Raw genomic sequence first — 21,800 nt, 5'->3', positions numbered from 1 at the left:
GGGAACTATGCTGATGAGGGAATACGACAGGACGGGCCTTGGTCGGATTGAGGCGGAGCGTCGCGCTGCCGAACGGAAGGCTGCCCGCGAAGCACCCGGACCGAAATGGTACATCGTGCAATGCCTCCGCAACAGCGACCAGCAGGTGCTTGACGCCTTCGTTCGCTATAAGCTGGAGACGTACTATCCGACCGTGATTCAGATGAAGCCGATGCCAAGGCGCGCGATGTCGGCAGCGCAGCGGCGATCTGGGCTCACCGTGATGCAGCCGCGCGAGTCCGCTGTTTTCCCTCGGTACGTGTTCACCCGCTTTGACATCGCTGTCCGCGGCTGGCGCGAGGCCTTCGACTATGCGGGCGTCGGGCTTATGGGCCAGAAGGGCTTGCCGATCTGGATGCCGGATGAACTGATCTCGCGGGTGAGGGAGCGTGTGGGTTCGCCGGTCACCACGTCCGACAGTCTGCGGGTGTTCTTCGATGTCGGCGAGAGTGTCGTCGTGAATCACGGGCCGTTCGCTTCTTTCCCCGGCATAGTCGAGGAAGGGCTCGACGTGCCGATCGAGAAGATGGACGCCAGCATGCGAATCAAGGTAGCGGTGCAGATATTCGGACGCGCTACACCCGTCGAACTGGAATACTGGCAGGTCTCCAAAGCGTAGCCTTCAGCCAGCCACCCCAAACAGCCACCCTTGCAGCCACCCCGTTGGCCACGCAAAGTGCGAAGCGCGCCATATCGATGGATCTACCACCGGAAACGTTGGATCGTTTGCGGGACTGGGCATCAAGCAAGAGCGCGATCTTCTCCTTGTGGCTTTTTGGTAGTCGGGCAAAAGGCAGCAATCGGCCGGACAGCGATCACGATATTGCGATTGAGCTGTGCCCCAAGAAGGGCAATCACGACTGGGCGCTGGGCGACTATGTATTTCTGTTTGAGGACTGGAAGGATGAGCTAAGGGCCATTGTGAAAACGGATGTCAGTCTGGTTGCCATGCGAGATGACATCGACAATGACACCCCGTTCGATCCACGCGAGTTTGGGATAAGGCTCTGGTCCAGATCGATGTAACAGGCCCGACACGGCAACGTGTCGGGCCTTTGTCGTTTCTAAGCACATAGGTTGTGCGGCAGCGTTTCTTTCCTCGTCTGGTGTCCCTCCCTCAACCGTGACACGTCGCGGCAGGTGCATCTAGCTATGATCGTGCGCTATCGCTGCCCTCCTTGGGCGTTTCCTCCCTAGACTTGGGAGCGGCCTCGCGGCATCCGACGAGGCCGCTCGCCATTTGATGGGCGGGGGCCTCTGGGTCCTTCCCACGATTAAGTTGCTTCGCGGGTCAGTCCATTCCGGGATTTTTGCAGTTTTGATGTTTTTTCGCAGGGTTGACGGGGTTGACGGGAGTTGACGGTGCGGGGTCAACCGGTTGACGGCGGCGCGCCGGGCGAGATCGCCGAGGTCTGGGTTTCGATATCGAAGCTGGCGGAGATCAAGGGCAAGTCGAAGCAGGGCGTTTCGAAGCGGGTGAAGCGTCTGGTTGACGGCGGGCTGCTCGAAACCAAGCCGGGCCCCGGTTCCGAAATCCTGGTCAACCGCGTGGCGTACGACCGGGCGATCGGCGAGACGACCGATCCGGCGCAGGCGCTGCGCAATCCCGGCCTCGAGGTCGCCACTGCCGATGCCTCGCCGCCCGCGGCGCAGACGACGGGAGAGGGGCAGCCCAAATCGAAGGGCTACCTGCTCCACAAGGAAACCAGCGCCGCCTACCAGGCGGAGAACGATCGCCTCGACCTCGAGGAACGGCTGGAGCGAACTTGCGATCGCGCCGACATCGAAAACCGGACGTTCAACGTGTTCCGGCGATTGCGCGACCGCCTTCTGTCACTGCCATCGATCTGCGCGCCGCGGGTGGCGAACGCCATCGATGAACGCGCCGCGCGGCTCATCCTCGATGAGGAAGTCAGGAAACTGCTCGATGCGCTCGCTGGCGACCTGGACAAGCCGGAGGATGATGATTCCGGCGACGGTGTAGAGGAACCGGAAGTTGAACCTGCGCGAGTACAGTGATGCGCGGATCAAGGCGAACGGGCACATCGTCGAAACGACCGCGGCGACCGCGCTGCGGCCTGATCCGCGCAAGCGGGTTTCGGAATGGGCCGCCGAAGAGCGCGTCGTCTCCGCCGAGGCATCTGTTCTGCCGGGTCCCTGGAGCAACGACGTTGCGCCGGAGCTGGTTGAGATCATGGACCGCCTCTCGCCGGATGATCCTTGCGAGAACGTCATCCATGTGAAGTGCGCGCAGTCGGGCGGATCGGAGGTCGCCTGCAACTGGATCGGCTACCTCGCGCACAAGACGCCTGGCCCGGGCATGTATGTCGGACCGACGGTGAGCGCGGCAAAGGACTGGCGGGTCGAAAAGCTCGATCCGACGATCGCGGTCACCGACGTGCTGAACCCGCTGAAGGGCGGCGTCGTCTCGACCCAGAAGTCGCGATCCGGCGAAGGGTCGACCGCGAACCGGCTGCGCTTCAAGGGCGGCTACATCCTGTTCGCCGGCGCGAATTCCGCCGCCACGTTGCGGCAACATTCGATCCGCTTCATGGTTCGCGACGATCGATCCGCATGGACCGACAACGCGGAGGGTGAGGGCGATCCGAAGAGCCTGTCCGACAAGCGGCTGAAGACCTATCGCCGGTTCGGACTCGCCAAGGTGCTGGATATCTCGACGCCGGTCATGAAGGGCGCGGACATCGACCGCGACTACATGGCGAGCGACCAGCGCCGCTTTTACATGGCGTGCAAGAACGACGACTGCGGCATGATCACGGATGTCCGCTGGGAGGACATCCAGAAGAACAAGACGCCGCCGTACCGCTGCCGTTGGTTCTGTCCGTCGTGCAAGACCGAGCACATCGACGCCGACAAGCCGGAAATGAAATCGCTTGCGCGCGGCGCCTGCTGGATTCCGACCGTTCCCGATGCCGACGGCGTGGTGCCGCCGCTGACGATGCACCGGGATGAGGCCGCAGCTTGGCGCGCGCCGCACGAAGCGCGGCTGGACCACTCCTACTCGCAGACCGGCGAGATCACGTCGTTCGAAACATGGGATGAGATCGCGCGGCAGGAAGCGGAGGCCGGCGAGGATCCGGAGCTGCAGAAACCGTTCCAGAACGCGGCGCTCGGCCGGTCTTACGAGGCCAAGGGCGAGGGGCCGAAATGGGAGGAGATGTCGGCCCGGCGCGAGCCGGACTGGCATCTCGGCACGGCACCGCACTGGGCGCTGTATTTCACGATGGCGGTCGACGTCCAGGGCGACGGGCTTTATTGGGAGCGCGTCGGCTGGGGACCGAACAAGGAAAGCGCGCTGATCGGTTGCGGCTTTCTCTCCGGCACCACCGACACGGCCTTCGAGGGCGCCTGGCCGAAACTGGATGCCATCGTCGATCGCGGCTTCCGGCTTGCATCGGGCGCCCGGCTCGGCGACGACCTGATCGCGGTCGACAGCGGCTTCAACATCAACGCGGTCGCGCCTTGGGTGAAGCGGCGGCACAACGCGCTGGCGATCAAGGGTGAGGACGGCTGGTCGAAGCCTGCGATCTTCGGCGCCAAGGCCGCCGAGGTGAAGCATTCCGGCCCGCAGGCGGGCCGCTCTAAAAAGTTTGGCGTTCGGATCTGGCTGATCGGCACCTACGGCCTGAAGGCCGCGCTGATGATCTACCTGGCGCGGGTGCCGAAGGAAAACAAATCCGGTTTTCCGAACGGCTACTGCCATTGGCCGTCGGATACGCCGGAAGAGTATTTCCGGCACATGTCGAGCGAGTACGTCAAAACCGAGATTGGCAAGGACGGCCCGGAGCGTATCTGGGCCCGCAAGGGTCCGAACCACTGGCTCGATTGCCGGGTCTACAACATGGCACTGACGCATCACGCGGGGCTGTGGGCATGGTCCGACAAGAAATGGGCCGATCGCGCCGCCGAACTGGCGCAGCTGTCAGCGCCGCTAGCGCCGGATCTGTTCGATCATGCGGCGTCGACCGCCGCCGCGGTCGCGCCCGTCAATGACGATGCCGACGCCGGAGTGGCCGGTGCCGAAACGCCGCCCCCCGTGCCCGTCAAGGCGCTGGCGGAGATCAACCGCAAGTCCGCGCTGCCGCGCCCGCCGGTGACGGTCGCGGATAATCCCTATCTCTAGAGACCACTTTTCCTTCGAGAACCGACATCGCCGACGGTGCTAGGGAGGTCCGAAAAGTGCAATAGCGGTCTCATGCACAGCAGCAAAGAGGAGAGCTATTCAATCACCCCGTCAGCGCGGGCAAGAAGTGGTGCTGGGACTTCGAGACCTAATGCTCTGGCAGTTTTGAGATTGATGTAAATCTCGTATCGATCTGGTTGTTCGACAGGGAGGTCGGCGGGCTTGGCTCCGCGAATAATCTTGTCAAGATAAACCGCGCCTTGCCTCACTATCGCAAAAAGGTCCGGCCCCAAGCTGACCAGGCCTCCTGCCACAACCGATTCCCTGAACCCGTGGCAAGACGGCAGGCGATGGGCAAGAGAGAGCTCCGCGATCATTTTTGAGTTTATGGAGGTGAGTAGGCCCGCAACCACGATCAAACCGCTGACGCGACTTCGCTGCATTTGATCAAATGCGGAGGGTAGACCATCTGCAGACTCGACATAAACTGACATCAATTCGACATTCATCGCGGGGGCGGCCTTCTCCAGCGACGCCATGCCGAACGAAACATTCGGATCGCCCTGCGCACCTAGAACAGCGACCCGTTCGAGAGTCGGCACGACCTCCTTCAGCATCTGCAGGCGCTTTGCATAGGTGTCTGTCGCCGCTTCAAACGTAACCCCTGTCATGTTGCCGCCGGGATGAGAGAGACTTTGAACTAATCCAATGTCGACAGGGGCGCCGACTGACAGAAATACTGTGGGGACGGTAGATGTCATGGCCTTTGCTGCTGCTCCACCAATAGTACCCCATACGACGAGAATATCGGATTCGGGAATCAGCCTGGTGATGGCGGCTTCGATTGCCTTCGACTGCGGCGGCACATTCAAACGGTTTACGAGGATGCTCTTCCCTTGAGTATGACCAAGAGCGTCGAGCTTCTGCGTAAAAGCATGAAACAACTGATCGCCCAATCCTCCGGTACCGACGTAGCCAATCCGCCAGATCTTGCCGGATTTCTGCGCGCGCGCCGCTAGTGGCCATGTCGCCACACCACCGATGAGCGTGATGAATTCGCGCCGTCTCATGTGACCACCCCCAAAAGGTGCCTTGCGCAATTGCTAATCTATAGCAGCCTCGAACCACTTGCGAGGAGGAAATGGGCAAGCGCCGGCCTCACAGGCGGATCAGTCCGATGTCCGAAATGGGTTAATTTCGGAAGTCAGAACGTCGTTTGATTGTCCGCTTGACCTGGCGACCGGACATCGGCCACGGGCGGAGCCGGCAGAGTGATCAAGAGCTTGCGATCCCCGAAGTTTAAAACGGACGAACTCATGGCCGATCTCGACACACTGCAGGGCTGGCTGACGGAGGCGGAAGCCGCGAAGCACAAGCTGCTGACCGGCTCGCTGGCCGCGACCGTGAAGTACAACGGCCAGAACGAAGTCACCTACGCGCGGACCGACATCGACAAGCTCGATGCCTACATCGCGTCGCTGCGTGCCCAGATCGGCGGCCTCGATGGCGACGTGCGCAAGGTCTCGCGCCCGATCTATTTCGGCTTTTGAACGGACAATCGATGCAGGACCTGCCCAACCCATGGCTAGCGTCGCAGCCTGCGCAAATTTGCGCAGGCTCGTCGTCGGTTGCCGTGATCGAGCCGCGGCGAGTGTCGGTATCCGCGCGGCCGGAGGTCGAGACGTCGTATGCCGCGGCGTCGCTCAACGCCAAGGACATGTCGTCATGGAATCCCTGGCGCGTGTCGCCGGATGCTGCGCTGCTCGGCGAGCTCGACACCATCAACGCGCGCGGCGACGATCTGGCGCGCAACAACGGCGTCGCCGCCGGCGCCGAGCGTACCTATGTCGACAACGTCATCGGGCCGCGCGTCGTCTGCAAGCCGAACCCGGATCGCGTCGCGCTGAAGAAGGATGCGACCTGGGTCGACGGCTGGTCGCGCGAGGTCGAGGCGGAATGGAAGGGGTTTGCCGACGGTGTGTATTTCGACGCCGCCGCGCGCTCAAACTTTCACGGCGCGACTCGGCTGCAGGCGGCAACGCTCGCCTCCGCCGGCGAAATTCTGGCGCTGCCGCTCTGGCTGACCGATCGCGGTTCGCGCTGGAACACTTGTCTCCAGCTGGTCGACCCGGCGCGGCTGTCCAACCCGAACGGAAAAAGCGATTCTGCGACCCTGCGCGGCGGCATCGAGATCGACGCTTATGGCGCGCCGGTCGCCTACAACATCCGCAAGAGCCATCCCGGCGACCTCTTTGGCTTCGGCGGCACGCCATTCTCCGGCGTCTGGGAGCGTATCCCGGCCTGGACCGATTTCGGCCGTGCGCGCGTTATCCACGCCTTCGAGCCGAACCGCATCGGCCAGAACCGCGGCCGCCCGCCGATCGCGCCGGTCGCGCGCATGTTCAAGATGTACGACCACCTGACCGTCGAAAAACTGCGCTCGACCGTGCTGAACGCGATGATCTTCGCGGCGATGGAAACGCCGATGGATCAGGAATCTTTCGTCACCACGTTCGGCGGCGACAAGATGGCGGATTATCACACGGCGCTGAACGAATGGCGCGTGCAGATGAAGGGCGGGGCGATCATCCCGCTGCCGCCCGGCACCAAGCTCAATCCGTTCATTCCCGGCGGCCCCGACAGCGAGCTGGACGCGTTTGCGACCTTGATGCTGCGCCATATCGGGACAGGGCTCAACATGCCCTACGAGCTGATCTTCAAGGATTTCAGCAAGACCAACTATTCCAGCGCCCGCGCAGCGCTGCTGGAAGCCTGGCGCTATTTCTACGCCTGCCGGCAGATGGTCTCCGACGGCTGGTGCAGCGTGGTCTACGACCTCTGGTTCGAGGAGGCGGTCAACCGTGGCCGGATCCCGGATTGCAAGCCGGCCGATTTCTATTCGCGCCGTCTCGCCTGGACGCAGGCCAAATGGATCTACGCCGGCCGCGGCTGGGTCGATCCGCTGAAGGAAGCGCAGGCCGCCGGTACGCGCATGGACAACAACCTGTCCAGCGAGGAAGACGAAGCGGCCGAGCAGGGCAGGGATGCCCGCGACATCCGCGAGCAGCGCGCCCGCGAGATGGCGCATGAGTTTGAACTCGAGAAGCAGTACGGCCTGCCGCCGGGCTCGATGTCGCGCAAGGGCAATGGCCAAATCGTTACGGTTCATTCGTCGGATGGCGAAAGCAGCGCCAAGTCGGATCAGGGAGCAAAAGCCGCATGACCAATCCCTTGCTCGCCCGCTTCATCGGCGTCCCGGCGCTGCTCGCCCCGCATATGCGCGAGCGCTTCGAGAGTACGCTCGCCGGCATGGCGGCGCATGAACATGCGAATGCGCTGCTGACCGCCAATGCCTATGCGGAAGACGGCTTTTGGCCAGCCGCCGACGACTGGCGTGCCGCGTATCGACCTTATGTCATCAAGGACGGCATCCTGCAGATCCCGGTCAAGGGCGTGCTCCTGCACGACTTCCCGTGGGCCCTCGGTTCGTGGGCGACGGGTTATATCTACATCGCCCGCGCGCTAGAGCGCGGCCTTGCCGATCCGATGGTGCAGGGCATCGCGCTGCTGGTCGATTCCTACGGCGGTGAAGTCGCTGGTTGCTTCGAGCTGGTCGACAAGATCTATGCCGCGCGGTCCGCAAAGCCGATCGCCGCGTTTGCCCATGAATACGCGTTTTCCGCCGGATACGCAGTCGCCTCAGCGGCGCGCAAGGTCGCGGTATCGCGGACCGGCGGTGTCGGCTCGATCGGCGTCGTCACGGCGCATGTCGACTATTCCGAAGCGATGAAAGAGATGGGGGTCAAGGTGACCTTCATCTTCGCCGGCAAGCACAAGGTCGACGGCAACCGCTATGAACCGCTTCCGGCCGACGTCCAGGCGCGCATTCAGTCCCGGATCGACGCCCTCTATGACGTCTTTGTCAAAAGCGTCGCCCGCAACCGCAGCATGGAAGAGAAAGCCGTGCGCGGAACCGAGGCTTTGGATTTCACCGCCGCCGAGGCGGTCGAAAACGGGCTGGCCGATTCCATCGCGCCGCTCGACGATGGCATCGCTGCATTCAGCGCTAACCCGTCCGACGCGGACGACCAAGAAGGAGACGACGAAATGTCTGGATCAGTTCCCGCGGCCGGTGCCGCCGCGACCGCACAAGCTGCACTCGATGCCGCACGCGCTGAGGGCGTGACAGCAGGTAAAGTGGAAGGCAGGACGGAAGGAAGGGCCGAAGGCGTCGCCGAGGGCGCGACCGCCGAACGCACCCGCATCGGGGCGATCCTCGGCAGCGAGGAAGCCAAGGGCCGCAGCGAGTTGGCGCAACATTTCGCGTTCAACACCAGCATGAGCGCCGACGATGCCAAGGCGGCGTTGAAGGCAGCGCCGAAACAGGAGGCCGCTGCCGCCGATCCGCTCGCTACGGCGATGAGTGGCGTCAAGAACCCGCAGGTCGGCGCCGACGCCAATGCCGATCAGTCGGATGACGCCAAGGCGCAGGCCCTCGCCGGCAGCATCGTGACGGCCTATCGCGGCAAGCCGGCTGCGGCGGCGTAGTCGACGCTTACGGCTCTGCCTGCGCAAATTTGCGCAGGCTCGCACCAACCCGGCGGCAACGCCGGGGTTTTTCTTTGCATAGGGTACAGCGTCGTTTTTTAAACCTCGAACCAAGAAGGAACCTCGGCCATGGTGGCGAGCTTCGGTAATGTCGATACGCTTTCGAACGTCCCCGCTCTGCTGGTCGGGACCCGTGAACCTGTTTCCCGCAACATCACGCTGCTGTCCGGCGAAAATCGCGCGCGCGGCACCGTGCTCGGAAAGATCGGCGTCGGCGGCGCCACGTCGGCGGCGAAGCCCGGCGGCAATACCGGCACGGGCACGCTGACGATGGACGCCACCACGCCGGTCCGCCCTGGCGCCAAGGTGGGCGTCTACACGGTGCGCTTCACCGCGGCAGCGGCCAACAACGGTACCTTCCGCGTCGAGGATCCCGACGGCAACATGATCGGCGAAGTGGTGATGGCCGGCGGCGCCGGCGCCTTTGACGACGACATCAAGTTCGCGGTCGCCGACGGCGGCACAGACTTCATTGTCGGCGACGGTTTTGACGTCACGGTCGCGGCCGGCTCGGCCAAGTACAAGATGGCGATCGCCGCAGCGGTCGACGGTTCGGCGGTGCCGTCGGTGATCCTGGCCGAAGATTGCGACGCTTCGGGCGGCGACAAGGTGACCGTGGCGTATTTCGCGGCGACCGTCGATGAAAATGCGCTGACCTACGGCGCGGGCCATACGGCGGCAACCTGCCGCGAACCGCTGCGCGACGTTGGCATCGACCTGCAGGCCTCCATCGCCTGATCTAGCGCGGCCGGTTCGCCGGCCGCGTCTCCACATCATTTCTGCGTCACAGCCTCCCTTTCCAACAATCCAGACAAGGAGTCACCGTCATGGTGGACATCTACAGCCCCGCGGTGCTCAACCGCGTCGTTCAGGATCTCAAGACGACCTACCGCCCGCCTTTCCTGCTTGGCCGCTACTTCAACGAAACCTCGGTTTCCAATCAGGAAGAGATTTTCTTCGACGTGTTGACCGGAAAGCCCCGCCTGGCGCCGTTCTGTTCGCCACTGGTCGAAGGCAAGATCGTCCGCAGTCAAGGCTACGCGACCAAGAGCTTCAAGCCGGCCTACATCAAAGACAAGCGCGTGTTCGAGGACGGCAAACCCGTCCGCCGGCCGGCGGGTAGCCCGATCTCCGGTCCGCTGGATGCGATGGCGGTGCGTCAGATCAATCTGGCGACCGAGAGCGAGGATCAGCTCGGCATGCTGGAGCGCCGTCAGGAATGGATGGCGGCGCAGATCCTGCGCACGGGTACGGTGACCGTGAGCGGTGAGGGCTATCCGACCACGGTGGTCGACTTCGGCCGCGACGCGGCGTTGTCGGTGACGCTGACCTCGACCGCGCGCTGGAATGACAGCGCTCCGGATCCGCTCGGCAACCTGGAGACTTGGGCCGGCCTGATCCGGGACAAATCGGGCGCCAACGCGGTCGACGTGGTGATGGCGCAGAACGTCTGGAATTCGTTCCGCAGCAATGACGACGTCAAGGACCTGCTGAGCCGGTTGCTGAATCTGTCGGAACGTACGCAGGTCGATATCGGGCCGGATGCGCAGAAGCTCGGCTACACCGAAAAGGGCAAGGTCGGCGACTACAACATCACGATCTATCACGACCAGTATACCGATGATGCAGGCGACACCCAGCCGTTCCTGCCCGATGACTATCTGATGATGGTCGGCCAGATCGAGGGTGTGCGGCACTACGGCCAGATCAAGGATGAGAAAGCGGGCTTCCAGGCGCTGGACTACTTCCAGAAGTCCTGGACGGTCGAGGATCCGGCGGCGCGCTTCCTTATGTTGCAATCCGCTCCGCTGGTGGTGCCGTATCGCGTCAACGCCTGCCTTGCGGCGAAGGTGCAGTAGTCAGCGGATCAGCTTGATCTGCGAAAGAGCGTATCACTAAAGCCCCGGCGTATCCGCCGGGGCTTTTCTGTTTGCATAGGGTGTAACCCAATTTTCCTAGCAAAGGACGCCGTCATGAAGATGATCGCCATTGGAACCATTCACGGTCACGAACTGATCCGCAAAGCCGATCCGCGGGACCCGAAGTCGAGGGCCAAATACAAGGACCTGATCGCCGTGCCCGGCGCGGAATTCGATACAGCCGAGTTTGGTATCGATGACAAAGAGGTGCAGGCCCTGATCGACAGCAAGGCCGCCAGGCGCAAGACGCGCGAAGTGGCCGATGACAGCGCGCCTGCGGCCACGACCGAACAGCCGGCGGCCTGAGAGGCGCGATGAACGTCTTCGCCGGCATGGCTGACCACTTCGTGGCCGCGTTCGGGCGTGAAGCGCAATACTTCGCGCCCGGCAGCGATGTCGGCGTCGACTGCGTCATCATCGTCACATCGGCCGAGGACGATAAGCCGGAGTTATCCGGCAAGCCGCCGATCGGCGGCTATCGCGTGGCGGTGCGGCAGAGCGAAGTGCCGGCGCCGGCCGGGACCGGCAGGTTCGTCGAAGCCGCGCCGCGCACGGGCACCTACGCGATTGTCGGCAAGCCGACGATCGATGTCGAAAATCCCGATCTCTGGATCTGCAAGGCTGGATGATGGCGGCGGATTGGGCGGGGGCGATCGTTGCGATCAAGGCGCTGTTCGCGTCAACCTGGGTGATCGGACCGGATCCGCGCACGCGCATCGTCGAGGTCAACAAGAACCCGGAAGATCCGTGGCCTCCAAAGGATGCCCAAGGCAACCTGCAGGCCTACGTCCTGATCGCGCCCGAAGGGGCGTCCGCCGATCGCATCGCCTTCGGCACGCCGGGCAATCAGACGTATCTCTATCCTGGCCTGATTCATGTGCACGTCTTTGTGCCGGTCGGGCAGGGCACGGATCAGGCGTTTGCGCTGGCGGTCGCGGCCGGTGAGATCTTCCGCAACCAGAAATTCTACGACGACGTCACACCCGCCTGCTACGTCCGCAGCTGGACGCCGCGGGTCGACGGCGGCGGGCCCGGCGATGATGACGGCGTCTGGTTTCGCGTCACGGCGACCATTCCGTTCGAATACTGGCATAGGGGCTAGCACATGCCGGTCAAATTCATTCCGGGTCAGGATGATCCTGCTGCCGATCTCGACGGCGTGGACAAGCACTACTACCGGAACCAGGTCGGGCCTTCGTCGCCATTCGATACGACGCACGCCTTTCGCTGGGCCGAAGCGCGCGCCAAAGATCGGGCCCGGCACAATTTGATCAGGGCGGTGCGAAAGGAAGAGCAGCGCCTCAGGAATGAAACCTTCGCCGGGGGCGTGAGGGTGGATTCATCGCTCAATGTGGTTGTCGACGATTTCTCAGCCGAGGCGCGTCAGAACGTCCTGAACAACCGCACCATCGACGGCATCGCTGGCGCGAAAGACGACGCCATCAAGCTGTGAACCAGAAGATCGTCTACCGCTTCGTCAACATGCCGGCGATCGCCGATTTTGCTCGGCAGACGCTGATGGCCGGCTCGCCGGTCGGCTCCGGCGACGATCCGCATATCGGGCTCTACCGCGCAAGCCATCTGATGTTCCTCAACGGGCAGTGGGTGGCGGACGCGAGCGGGTGGAAGCCGGGCGATGAGATCGAGATTTCGAACCCGGTGCCGTATTCGCGCCTGATCGAGATCGGGATCTTGCGGATGCGGGTGCCTGGCACCGACCACGTCTACCAGCGCGCGGAAGTGATCCTGCGCGGCAAGTACGGCAACGATGTCGACGTCAAGTTTTTGTTCATGCCAGTCCGCTTCGCCGATCGTCGCGCCGCCAACCTGATCGGCCGGCTCGAGGGCAAGGACCGCGACACAAGGGCGTCCTCGCTCAAGCAGCAGCCGGCGCTGATCATCAAGGCGCGCGCGTAAGTAGAAGCCTCTTTTCCTGGTCGCCTGGGGCAGCGACGTTCAATCCGGAGACCGCACGATGGTTTATCAGAGCCAGTCCAACGGCTATTACGCCTACAAATTTCAGTCCGGGCTCGGGGTCCAGGCGTCCGGCTCCGACGCCAAGGTGTTTCGCACCACGGGATCAGGCTCGCCGGGCAAGATGACCAAGGGGCTGACCGCCAGCAATGAAGTGCGGCGCGACGGCCAGCGCTCGCGCGGGCGGCACGGCATCCAGAAGACGTCGGGCGTCTGGGGCGGCCAGCTCGCGCTCGGCGCCTACGACGATGTGATGGAAGCGATCGTGCGCGGTACCTATAGCGCGGCCGATCTCGCCATCACTGAAGCGACGGCGGGCCTGACCTCGATCACCACCACGGCCAATACCATCGTTGCCGCCGCCGGCTCCTGGATTACCGCCGGCGTTCGCGTCAACGATGTCTGGCGGCTGACCAACCATTCGAGTGCGGCGAACAATGGAATCAATCTTCGCGTCCTGGGCGTCACCGCGTCGACCCTAACGGTCGCCGAAACGCTTGTGGTCAACGCGGTGGCCGATACCGCGTTCACGCTGACCAGGCCGGGAAGGGTGCTGATCAATCCGGCGGCCGGCGCCCTGGTGCCGCGGTACGCGACCATTGAAGAGCACGAAATCGACATTGATGGTTCGGAAGTGTTCACCGACGGCGTGTTCGGCATGGGCAAAATCTCGATGGGGCCGAACGGCATCATCACCTTCGATGCCGGCTGGACCGGTACCGGCAAGTTCGAAACCAAGACCGGCGGAGCTGCGCCGTTCTTCACCACGCCGACCGAGAACACCTCGACCGAAATGGCTGTGGTCGACGCCACCATCAGGCTCGGTACCACCGACCTGGTCGAGCTGACGGCGTTCGATCTCACCTTCGGGACCGGCCCGATGGCGCCGGAAACCTTCGGCTCGGGCGCGCAGAAATATTCGCCCGACGTCTTCACCGGCCAGATGGGCATCGGCCTCAACTTCACGGCGCTGCGCAAGGACCTCGCTTACGTCGCCAACCACGTCGCCGAGGATCAGCTGTCGCTGCATGTGCTCGCCGTCGAGCTCGAGTCCGAGCCCAAGGACTTCATCGCCTTCAGTGTCGCCAACTTCACGCTTGGCGGCGTCGACAAGTCGGCGCTGAACAAATCGGCCGGGCCACGCACGCAAACCCTGTCGATTCCGGAAGACCTAGTCGGCAAGGATCAGCGCGGCGGCGCCTATGACCCGACCATGATCAAGATCCAGGTCTCCAACGCGTCCTGATCCCCGCTCCAGAGAATTCTGGTAGCGCCCCGCCACCTCGCACAAGGAGTGCACCACCATGGACCACGAGAAGAACATCCGCGCCGCTGCCGAGAAGCTGCAGTCGGCGATCGCGGAAGGCCGCAAGGCAGGTTTGAGCATCGCCTGGCCGGGACGCCCCGAAGATCTCGGCGCCATTGCCATCAGCGAGACCGTGAAGGTCAAGCGGCCTGCGCCGGCGGCGCCCGCCGCGGCACCGGCCAAACCCGCGACCTGACGCCGTCATTCCCGACAGAATGTCGACGACGCGAGAGCGTCGCGACGGATTGCGCGCAATCGGCCGCAGGCCTGTCGGGGCCTGCGGCCACCTCCTTCCGACAAAGGACCCGAACATGACTGAATCCGCTGACTTCGACCTCGCGTCGCTTGATGCGCAAGACGAAATGACCCTCGACATCATCGATCCGCGCTCCGGCAAGCCGACCGGCTGGGTCTGGACGTTCTACGGGCCGGGCCATACCAAGACGGTCGAACTCTCCGACCGTATTTCCCGGCGCATCCTGAGCCAGGCGCGCGAAAAGGAGCGGGCGCGGGTCAATAACAAGAAGTGGAAGGGTGACGACCAGACGCCCGATGAGGTCCGGGGCGAACTGATCGACGTGCTGGTTGGGCGCACCAAAGGCTTTACGCCGGTCAAGCTCAACGGCGAACTGATCGAGTACAGCGAAGCGGCCGCGCGCCGGATCCTGCTCGATCCCCGCAAAGGCCCGGTGCTCAACCAGATCTCGGAATTCCTGCGGGATGACGACAGTTTTTTGCAACGCTCGGCGAAGAGCTAAAGGCCTTCGCGCAGAAAACGTTCGGGCTCAACAAGCCCGACAAGGAAGGTGTTTCCTACCGGGAGACCGTCGAGGGCTTGCTGGCGCGAACACGCAAGCCCGACCGCATTGGAGAGCTGCAGGCGGAACTGGCGGTGCCACCTTTCCCCGAAGCGCTGGCCTATCTCTGGGTCGCGTTCTGTCGGCTCAGCAGCCGGCGCGGGTCGAGCGGGTTTGCGATTAACCCGATCGGATGGCCAGACATCGATGCCTTTGTGCGCCATTCCGGGGTGCGCCTGGCGCCATGGGAAGTGCGCCTGATTGAAGAACTGGATGACCTGTTCCGGATCGAGCAGGCGAGGACGGAGACGGAATGAACGACCGCGTTGTCACAGAGCTGGTGATCGATTCCGATACGTCGGGCGCCGATCGCTATGCGCAGTCGATGGGGCAGGCCTCTGCCGCGTCCGAGCAGGGCATCAGCTCGGCACAGGGCGCGGTGGTAGCGATCGGCGGCGTCAGCCTGGCTTTTGTCGGCGCCCTGGTCGGCTTGCGGGCGTTCTATGACTATGTCGGCCGGCAGTCTCAGGTACTGGTCGATCTCGCCGACCATGCCGCGCTGGCGGGCATGAACGTCAAGGAACTCCAGCAGACCATGTTTGCGGGCATGTCGTCTGGTCTGAAGGAAAAGGACTTCCTCGCCGGCATCGACCAGATCGCGGCTGACATCACGGCGGCGGGCCGCGGCGTCACCGATTTCGGCAGGCTGTTCGAAGCCAACGGCAAGTCGATCCGCGATGCCAACGGTGATCTGAAGACCACCAAGGTGATCATTGGCGAACTCGCAGGCTTGATGCAGAACGCCTCGCCGCAGGTGCAGCAGGGCATCGCCAAGATCGCCGGCGTCTCGAAGGAATGGATTCCCTTCCTGCGGCAGGGCGTCGAGGGCATCGAGGCGCAGAAGAAAGCCGCGGAAGACCTTGGCATCATTATCGACGATGCCACGATCGCGAAAGCCAAGCAGTTCAATAGCGAGTGGAAGACGGCGGTTGCAGCCTGGGATCTGCAGTTCAAGGCCTCGCTGGCAACGATCCTGCCGATGCTGGTGCAGGCAGCAGGTCTCGCCAGCACGATCATTTCCGGAATTGGTGCGCTTAGCGGCACGGTCGGGCGCTGGCTCACGCCGGACGAGAACAAGTCGCCGACGCAGATCAAGGACCAGATTGCCGACGCCGAGCGGCTGACGGAGATCATGACCCGGCTTGGGGAGCAATCGTTTCGGGCAAAGAACCTGAAGGGCGCGCTCGGCCTTCCGGAGGATGCGGATTCGAAAGCCATCGATCACTACATCGATCAGCTGGAGGACATTTACGAAGAGCAGCAAAAGATTACGCGGATCCCGATTTCCGGCGGCACAACGGTCCTTCCGTCGAAGGGGGATGACAGCACCGATGCGCTCGAAACCGAAATCCAGCGCATTGAAAAGCACATCGCCCTCCTGAAGGCGGATACCGAAGCCGTGGGGCAATCCGAAGCGGCGCGCGCGGGCTTGCGGGTCGAAGCTTCGCTGTATGCCGCGGCGGAAAAAGCAGGGTTTACCGACCTCGAGCAGTTCGCCGAAAAGTTCATGAAGATCCGCGAAGAGGTCGAGGCGGCGACCGCGGCCCTGGCCAAAGCGAAAGTCGCCGCGGAGATCAAGTTCAGCACGGACACGCTCGGCCTGTCGGCAGAATCCGTCGATATCGCCGGCAAGCTGCGCAGCATCTATCCGGATGTGGCGACCGCGCTCGGCAGCGTCGAGGCGGCGCAGATGCGGGTGCTGAACGCGCAAAAGCTTCTGGTCGACGGCTTCCAGGACGTCGGCAAGTCGATGCTGTCCGCCTTCCTGTCCGGCAAGAACGTCATGGATGCGATGGTGCAGTCGCTCGACAACGTCGCCAAGAAACTGTCCGACAAGGCGTTCGAGAACATCCTGGAAGGTGCATTGACCGGCAATCCGCTGCAGGCCGGCATCGGCGTGGCGCAGGCCGGCGTGTCCGCGCTGATCTCGGCCTTCACCGGCGACCAGAAGGCCAAGAAGGAGCTGGAGCAGGCCAAAGCCGAATGGGCCAAGATGGCCGGCCAGGTGGCCGATTTCAACCGCGCGGCGGCGGGCTTCGAGCTCGGCCCGCTGTCTCAGGAGCTTCAGTCGCTCATTTCGAATTACATCACGCTTCAGACAGCGGCGATCAAGGCGGGGGATCTCCAGTCCGAGTTGCGGCAGGGCGAAACGTTCGCCCGCGGGATCAGGCGGATTGTCGACGAATTCGCCGATGGCGCGCAGACGCTGACGCCGCTGCAGCAGGCGATCAAGGACGTCAACGATGAGGCCCGCGGCCTGAAGGAGGCGCTGGAATCGGTCGCCGCTTCTGGTATCGGCGGCGGCGATGCCTTGAGGATCGACGCCGCGGCGGCGGCGCGCATCAAGTCGATCATGGCGCAGTTTACCGACCAGCTCACGTCCGGCCTGACCGAACGGCTCAACGCGGCGCAGGGCAAGTCCTATCTCAACGATGTGGCTGCGCTGCTGGTTCAGCGTCAGAAGGATCTCGCCGACGCCGCCATGCTCGGCAACGATCCGGCGCTGCTGGCGCAGATCTCGGCCGTGTTCAGCGCGGAGGCGCAGAAGATCATCGAGGATGCCGGCCTGGTCGGCGATCAGTTCGCCGACTTCATCAAGCTATTTCCGGATTTCAATGGCGTCGTCACGGAATCCGCGACCGCGCTGGAGCAGGCGAACGAGAAATTCGCCGCGATGGTCAAGACCATCAATGATTATCTCGACAGCCTGCAGCTGGGCGAAAATTCCATCCTGTCGCCACAGAATCAGCTGGCCGCGGCGCAGGAACAGTTCAACCGCCAGCTCGGCCTGGCCGCAGGCGGCGACAGCGATGCGATGGGCTCGATCACGAAATACGCTTCGGCGCTGCTGGACCAGGCGAAGAGCTTCTACGCGTCGTCGGCGGGCTACACCGACATCTATAGCGCCGTGACGTCGGCGCTGTCAGCGCTCACCGGCGGAACCGCGAATGCAGTCATGGGCGGCAGCCAGATCGGCAACCCGGCGGCGCTGGCGGGCCTGACGGGCACGGTGACGCCGCCGGTGCAGGCGCCGACGACGACCGCGGCGAATGACAACGGCGCGCTGTTCGCCGGCCAGACACAGGCGCTGGTGCAGGCGATAGCGTCCGTCGGCAATGCCGAAATTCAGGCGCTGCGAGAAGAGATGGCGCTGCTGCGGGCGCAGAACGAGCGGCTGATCACCACGGTTGCGGACGCCAGGTCGCGGCCGGGCCGTCCGGCGTCGAAAGTCGCGTGATGAGCGGGACACGGTACATCCGCAAGAAAATCCTCGACGACCTCAACGGCGTCGCGGCCTATTCGCCTCCGGCGCTCTATCTGTCGCTGCACACGGATGATCCGGGTGATACCGGCTCGCACGCCAACGAGGTTTCTGGCGGCGGTTATGCCCGCCAGCCGTTGTCCGGTGTCATGGGCGCCGCTGATGCTTCGGGTTTTTCAGTGAACACCACGCTGATCACCTTTGGGCCCGCAAGCGCCGATTGGGGCACCATCACGTATCTCGCCGTCGAGGATGCGCTTACCGGCGGCAACATGGTCTGCCCCGGCTCGCCGGCGTTGCCGCGCACCATCACGTCGGGGCAGCCGCTGCAGATACCGGTCGGGCAGCTGCGGCTACGGCTGACCTGATCCTCAAACGTCAAGGAGACGACGATGTCCAAGGGCGATACGTTCGAAAACGATCTCATGAAACTACTGTTTCAGGGCACGACGATTGCCAACATCGCCGACAACGCGGCGTCCTCGCCGCTGGCGACTTTGTATTTTGGCCTTCACACCGCAGACCCTGCTGAGTCCGGGAACCAGACGACAAGCGAGTGCACCTACACGCCTTATGCCCGGGTCGGTGTTGCGCGCAGCGCGGCCGGCTTTACGGTGACGGCCAACAGCGTTTCGCCGGTTGCCGACGTCGACTTTCCGATCTGTTCGAGCGGCAGTGAGACGGCAACCCACTTCTCGATCGGCACGGCCGCGAGCGGCTCGGGCAAGATTCTATATTCCGGAACCTTGACGCCGAACATCGTCATCGCGGCGACCGTTCCGCCGACGATCCGCAAGGAATCGACCGTCACCGAAGACTGAAGCGCGGCCGTCAGACGGCAATTTGAGGGTCGATGTTTCTCATCAAGCCATTCCTTGTCCTGCCGTTCACCGACACGGGGACTCGGTCGGGGGTCGGGAAGGCGCTCGGTGCCGCATCGGGTTCATCGACGGTCTCCGGCAAGGCGGCGCTCGCCACCAACGCGTCATCGACCGGCGTAGGGGTCGCCACGGGCAAGGCCGCGCGAGCAGCCAAGGCGTCATCGACGGGTCTGACGACGGTCGCGGGCAAGGCCGCGCGTGCAGCCAAGGCGTCATCGACGGGTCTGGGCACGGTCACAGGCAAGGCAGCGCGCGCCGCCAAGGCCACGGCCGCGGGGACCTCGACAGTGCTCGGCCTGCGTGCCGGTGCGGCTACGGCGCGCGCATCGGGTCTAGGTTCTGCTCAGGGTGTCGGGTCCACGGGATGGGACCGGATGCTTGAGGCCTCGCAGGTTCCGATCGCCTATTTCGCAGAAATAGAACCTTGGGTTTTGACGGATAGGTCATGATGTATTCCGCGGTTCCCGAATGTGCGGTGCCGTACTCGGCCGATGGCCGGGACGTGCGCTGTTATTTCGATCTTATCATGGATCTGGAAGCGTCCCTGACGCTGAAGATCTACGTCTCGACGGGATCTGGCTATGCCACGCTGCCGACCGACGCTTTGCCGAACCAGCCGTTCCGCGGCGTGCTGAAGAGCTTTACGTTCCAGCGGTCGATCATGCAGGGCGATATCGGCCAGTTCACTACCGGCACCGGCCGGCTGGTCATAGACAACGCCGATGCCACGTATGATTTCCTGCCGCTCTCCTATGCAATCGACGGCCGCCCGATCACGCTGAAGGTCGGCAGGCGGGATGCTTCCTATGATGAGGCTTTCACCCTGGCCCGCGTCACCGCGACAGGCTGGAACATCGATACCGACGCGATTACCATCGACCTGGTCGACTTCTCCTACAAGCTCGAGGTGCCGCTGCAGCCGAACGTCTACGGCGGTACCGGTGGCGCAGACGGTACCGCGGACCTGACCGGCAAGCGCAAGCCGCTGTGTCTGGGTAAACCGCGCAATGTCACAGCGGTTCTGGTGGTGCCCAGCCTTCTGATCTATCAGGTGCACGACGGGTCCATCCAGGCGATCGATGCCGTCTATGACAAGGGCGCGGCGGTCACCGCGGGCAGCGACTATCCGACGTACGCGGCACTGGCGGCTGCCGGCATCACGGCCGGCCAATACGGGACCTGCAAGGCGCTGGGGCTTTTCAAGCTTGGCATCGCCGCTAACGGCCAGATCACAGCGGACGTGCAGGGCGAGAATTCGGCGGGATTCATCGAAACAACTGCCGACATCGTGGAATGGGCACTGATCAATCGTACGGTGTTGACGGCAGCCGATCTCGATGCCGCGTCATTTACGGCCGTGAATTCGGCGCAGCCGGCGCCAATCGATTACTTCGTGTCCCCGGATGACAATCTCACGGTCGCAGCCTTCATCCAGAACATCATGAGCGGCATCGGCGGGTGGGGTGGTCACAAGCTGGATGGTACGTTTGAAGTCCGTATCTTCGGCGCGCCCACAGGCACGCCTGTGGCGCGATTCAACCGAGGCGATATGCTTGGTGGGGACATCAAGCGCGAACCGTTGCCTTCCGCGTACCAGCCGCCGCGCTACCGCTGGCGCGTGCCGTACCAGCGCAACTGGACGGTACAGACCTCCGACCTTGCGGGCGGTGTCACGGCCGCGCGGCGGGCGTTCCTTGCGGAGCAGGTCCGGTTGGCTGAAGCGACGTCCGCCACGATCCAGACCGACCATCCCTTCGCGCAGGACCGCGATCCCGTGCAGTCGTATTTCCGGAGCCAGAGCGATGCCGCCACGGAAGCTGCGCGGTTGATCGATCTGTTCAAGACCACACGAGCAATCTATCGGGCAACGGTGCCACGCAAGGCATTGCGGCGCGATGTCGGCGACGAGATCGAGATCACCCATCCGCGCTTCGACCTCAGCCAGGGTCGCGCCATGATCCTCGTCGAGACGGCTGTGAACGTCGTGGTCGCAGATGGCGTGATCGACAGCGTCGAGGTCGCCGCCTATGGCTAACGCGGCACTCGTAATCGACAACCAGGCTGACGGCGCGACGGTCGGGGCTTCCAGCCAGGTGCTGGTGATGCCGGCGTCGAACCTTCTGACGCCGCACCCTTCGGAACGCTGGCGCAGCCTTAATTCGGCAGCTTATTTCGTACTCGACAAGGGGGCCGTGATCTCGGCCGATACGGTCGGTGTGTTCGGCCTGACCTGCGGGACTAATGCGACGATCAGGTTGCGGCTGAACTCGATCGACGTCACGGGGGCTGCCGGTGACATCCTCGATACCGGCACGTTGTCGTCGGGCGATCCTTCGTTTGACGTCGAATATGGGTCGCTGGTCCATCGGCCGCCGGCGCCGGACGCCTGGCGCTACTGCCGCGTCGACATCGATGATCCCGATGCCGACTTCGTCGAAGCAGGATGCATCGTCGACGGCTTGAGCGAAAGCTTTGCCTACAATTTCGCGCCGGGCAGCTCAGTCCAGCACATCGACCGCTCCCGGGTGGCGCCGACATCGTCGGGCATGACGCTGATTTGGGATGACAATTATTTCCGGCGCGTCGACCTGAATTTCCAGTGGGTGAACGAGGCCCAGCGCTATGGCCTGGTCGAACGCATGGACCGCGTCTGTGGGCGCCGCCGCAACGTGCTGCTGATGACGGATACCGAGAGCACGAACCTGCCGCGCGCGTCGATCTATGGCCTGGTCACCGATATCACGCCGGTGACGTTTGGCGCGATCTTCGACCTGTTCGGCAAGCAGCTTCGCATCGACGAGAGGATCTGA

The 21,800-nt window shown here is 63.4% G+C and carries 25 protein-coding genes; 24 read left to right on the top strand and 1 reads right to left on the bottom strand.

Going from position 1 to position 21,800, the window contains the following annotated elements; translation table 11 throughout:
• Nucleotides 1–13 precede the first annotated feature (13 nt).
• The 4 genes from JQ574_RS22860 to JQ574_RS22845 all read left to right on the top strand — a co-directional run bounded on the left by JQ574_RS22860 (nt 14) and on the right by JQ574_RS22845 (nt 4,183).
• Complete coding sequence (locus JQ574_RS22860; protein WP_212383937.1) at nt 14–658, top strand: transcription termination/antitermination protein NusG; 645 nt, start codon at nt 14–16, stop codon at nt 656–658.
• A gap of 44 nt (nt 659–702) precedes the next feature.
• On the top strand, nt 703–1,065 hold the full coding sequence (locus tag JQ574_RS22855) for a nucleotidyltransferase family protein (RefSeq protein WP_212383936.1): 363 nt from the start codon (nt 703–705) through the stop codon (nt 1,063–1,065).
• Between the two features lie 336 nt (nt 1,066–1,401).
• Complete coding sequence (locus JQ574_RS22850; protein ID WP_212383935.1) at nt 1,402–2,058, top strand: helix-turn-helix domain-containing protein; 657 nt, start codon at nt 1,402–1,404, stop codon at nt 2,056–2,058.
• On the top strand, nt 2,036–4,183 hold the full coding sequence (locus JQ574_RS22845) for a terminase gpA endonuclease subunit (protein WP_212383934.1): 2,148 nt from the start codon (nt 2,036–2,038) through the stop codon (nt 4,181–4,183). Before JQ574_RS22850 ends, JQ574_RS22845 begins: the two co-directional genes overlap by 23 nt.
• Before the next feature lie 95 nt (nt 4,184–4,278).
• Here JQ574_RS22845 and JQ574_RS22840 read toward each other — a convergent pair whose 3' ends face one another.
• Nucleotides 4,279–5,253, bottom strand: a complete 975-nt coding sequence (locus tag JQ574_RS22840; protein ID WP_212383933.1) for an ABC transporter substrate-binding protein — start codon at nt 5,251–5,253, stop codon at nt 4,279–4,281.
• A gap of 246 nt (nt 5,254–5,499) precedes the next feature.
• Between JQ574_RS22840 and gpW the strand changes: the two genes are divergently transcribed.
• The 20 genes from gpW to JQ574_RS22740 all read left to right on the top strand — a co-directional run bounded on the left by gpW (nt 5,500) and on the right by JQ574_RS22740 (nt 21,800).
• Nucleotides 5,500–5,733: a gpW family head-tail joining protein gene (gene gpW / locus JQ574_RS22835; RefSeq protein ID WP_212383932.1), complete on the top strand. Its 234-nt coding sequence runs from the start codon at nt 5,500–5,502 to the stop codon at nt 5,731–5,733.
• A gap of 11 nt (nt 5,734–5,744) precedes the next feature.
• On the top strand, nt 5,745–7,406 hold the full coding sequence (locus JQ574_RS22830; RefSeq protein ID WP_212383931.1) for a phage portal protein: 1,662 nt from the start codon (nt 5,745–5,747) through the stop codon (nt 7,404–7,406).
• Entirely contained in the window at nt 7,403–8,731 is a 1,329-nt protein-coding gene (locus tag JQ574_RS22825; RefSeq protein ID WP_212383930.1) for a S49 family peptidase, read from the top strand. Before JQ574_RS22830 ends, JQ574_RS22825 begins: the two co-directional genes overlap by 4 nt.
• A gap of 129 nt (nt 8,732–8,860) precedes the next feature.
• A complete protein-coding gene (locus JQ574_RS22820; RefSeq protein WP_212383929.1) occupies nt 8,861–9,529 on the top strand; it encodes a head decoration protein in 669 nt (222 codons plus the stop codon).
• A gap of 89 nt (nt 9,530–9,618) precedes the next feature.
• Nucleotides 9,619–10,650, top strand: coding sequence for a major capsid protein (locus tag JQ574_RS22815; RefSeq protein ID WP_212383928.1), 1,032 nt, complete (start codon nt 9,619–9,621; stop codon nt 10,648–10,650).
• Nucleotides 10,651–10,764: 114 nt separating this feature from the next.
• On the top strand, nt 10,765–11,016 hold the full coding sequence (locus tag JQ574_RS22810; RefSeq protein WP_212383926.1) for a hypothetical protein: 252 nt from the start codon (nt 10,765–10,767) through the stop codon (nt 11,014–11,016).
• Between the two features lie 8 nt (nt 11,017–11,024).
• Complete coding sequence (locus JQ574_RS22805) at nt 11,025–11,339, top strand: hypothetical protein (RefSeq protein WP_212383924.1); 315 nt, start codon at nt 11,025–11,027, stop codon at nt 11,337–11,339.
• Complete coding sequence (locus tag JQ574_RS22800; RefSeq protein WP_212383922.1) at nt 11,336–11,812, top strand: hypothetical protein; 477 nt, start codon at nt 11,336–11,338, stop codon at nt 11,810–11,812. Before JQ574_RS22805 ends, JQ574_RS22800 begins: the two co-directional genes overlap by 4 nt.
• A gap of 3 nt (nt 11,813–11,815) precedes the next feature.
• Nucleotides 11,816–12,163, top strand: coding sequence for a hypothetical protein (locus tag JQ574_RS22795; RefSeq protein ID WP_212383920.1), 348 nt, complete (start codon nt 11,816–11,818; stop codon nt 12,161–12,163).
• Nucleotides 12,160–12,627 carry a hypothetical protein gene (locus tag JQ574_RS22790; RefSeq protein WP_212383918.1) on the top strand — a complete coding sequence of 156 codons (468 nt, stop codon included), beginning with the start codon at nt 12,160–12,162 and terminating at the stop codon, nt 12,625–12,627. The genes JQ574_RS22795 and JQ574_RS22790 overlap by 4 nt, the downstream gene beginning before the upstream one ends.
• A gap of 58 nt (nt 12,628–12,685) precedes the next feature.
• A complete protein-coding gene (locus JQ574_RS22785; protein WP_212383917.1) occupies nt 12,686–13,930 on the top strand; it encodes a phage tail tube protein in 1,245 nt (414 codons plus the stop codon).
• A 58-nt stretch (nt 13,931–13,988) separates the two neighbouring features.
• On the top strand, nt 13,989–14,186 hold the full coding sequence (locus JQ574_RS22780; RefSeq protein ID WP_212383915.1) for a hypothetical protein: 198 nt from the start codon (nt 13,989–13,991) through the stop codon (nt 14,184–14,186).
• Between the two features lie 115 nt (nt 14,187–14,301).
• On the top strand, nt 14,302–14,748 hold the full coding sequence (locus tag JQ574_RS22775) for a branched-chain amino acid ABC transporter (RefSeq protein WP_212383913.1): 447 nt from the start codon (nt 14,302–14,304) through the stop codon (nt 14,746–14,748).
• A gap of 77 nt (nt 14,749–14,825) precedes the next feature.
• On the top strand, nt 14,826–15,104 hold the full coding sequence (locus JQ574_RS22770; RefSeq protein ID WP_212383911.1) for a hypothetical protein: 279 nt from the start codon (nt 14,826–14,828) through the stop codon (nt 15,102–15,104).
• The gene (locus tag JQ574_RS22765) at nt 15,101–18,085 is read left to right on the top strand and encodes a hypothetical protein (protein ID WP_212383909.1); all 2,985 of its coding nucleotides are present in this window, start codon (nt 15,101–15,103) and stop codon (nt 18,083–18,085) included. The genes JQ574_RS22770 and JQ574_RS22765 overlap by 4 nt, the downstream gene beginning before the upstream one ends.
• A complete protein-coding gene (locus JQ574_RS22760; protein WP_212383907.1) occupies nt 18,085–18,477 on the top strand; it encodes a hypothetical protein in 393 nt (130 codons plus the stop codon). Before JQ574_RS22765 ends, JQ574_RS22760 begins: the two co-directional genes overlap by 1 nt.
• A 24-nt stretch (nt 18,478–18,501) precedes the next feature.
• Nucleotides 18,502–18,930, top strand: a complete 429-nt coding sequence (locus JQ574_RS22755) for a hypothetical protein (RefSeq protein ID WP_212383905.1) — start codon at nt 18,502–18,504, stop codon at nt 18,928–18,930.
• Nucleotides 18,931–18,962: 32 nt separating this feature from the next.
• The gene (locus JQ574_RS22750; RefSeq protein WP_212383903.1) at nt 18,963–19,439 is read left to right on the top strand and encodes a hypothetical protein; all 477 of its coding nucleotides are present in this window, start codon (nt 18,963–18,965) and stop codon (nt 19,437–19,439) included.
• A complete protein-coding gene (locus tag JQ574_RS22745; RefSeq protein WP_212383901.1) occupies nt 19,436–21,025 on the top strand; it encodes a hypothetical protein in 1,590 nt (529 codons plus the stop codon). Before JQ574_RS22750 ends, JQ574_RS22745 begins: the two co-directional genes overlap by 4 nt.
• Entirely contained in the window at nt 21,018–21,800 is a 783-nt protein-coding gene (locus tag JQ574_RS22740) for a hypothetical protein (protein ID WP_212383899.1), read from the top strand. Before JQ574_RS22745 ends, JQ574_RS22740 begins: the two co-directional genes overlap by 8 nt.

This window comes from Bradyrhizobium sp. AUGA SZCCT0158 (assembly GCF_018130065.1).
Classification (GTDB): domain Bacteria; phylum Pseudomonadota; class Alphaproteobacteria; order Rhizobiales; family Xanthobacteraceae; genus Bradyrhizobium.
The sequence above is the reverse complement of the archived record's forward strand: the minus strand, read 5'-3'. Positions and strand labels throughout refer to the sequence as shown.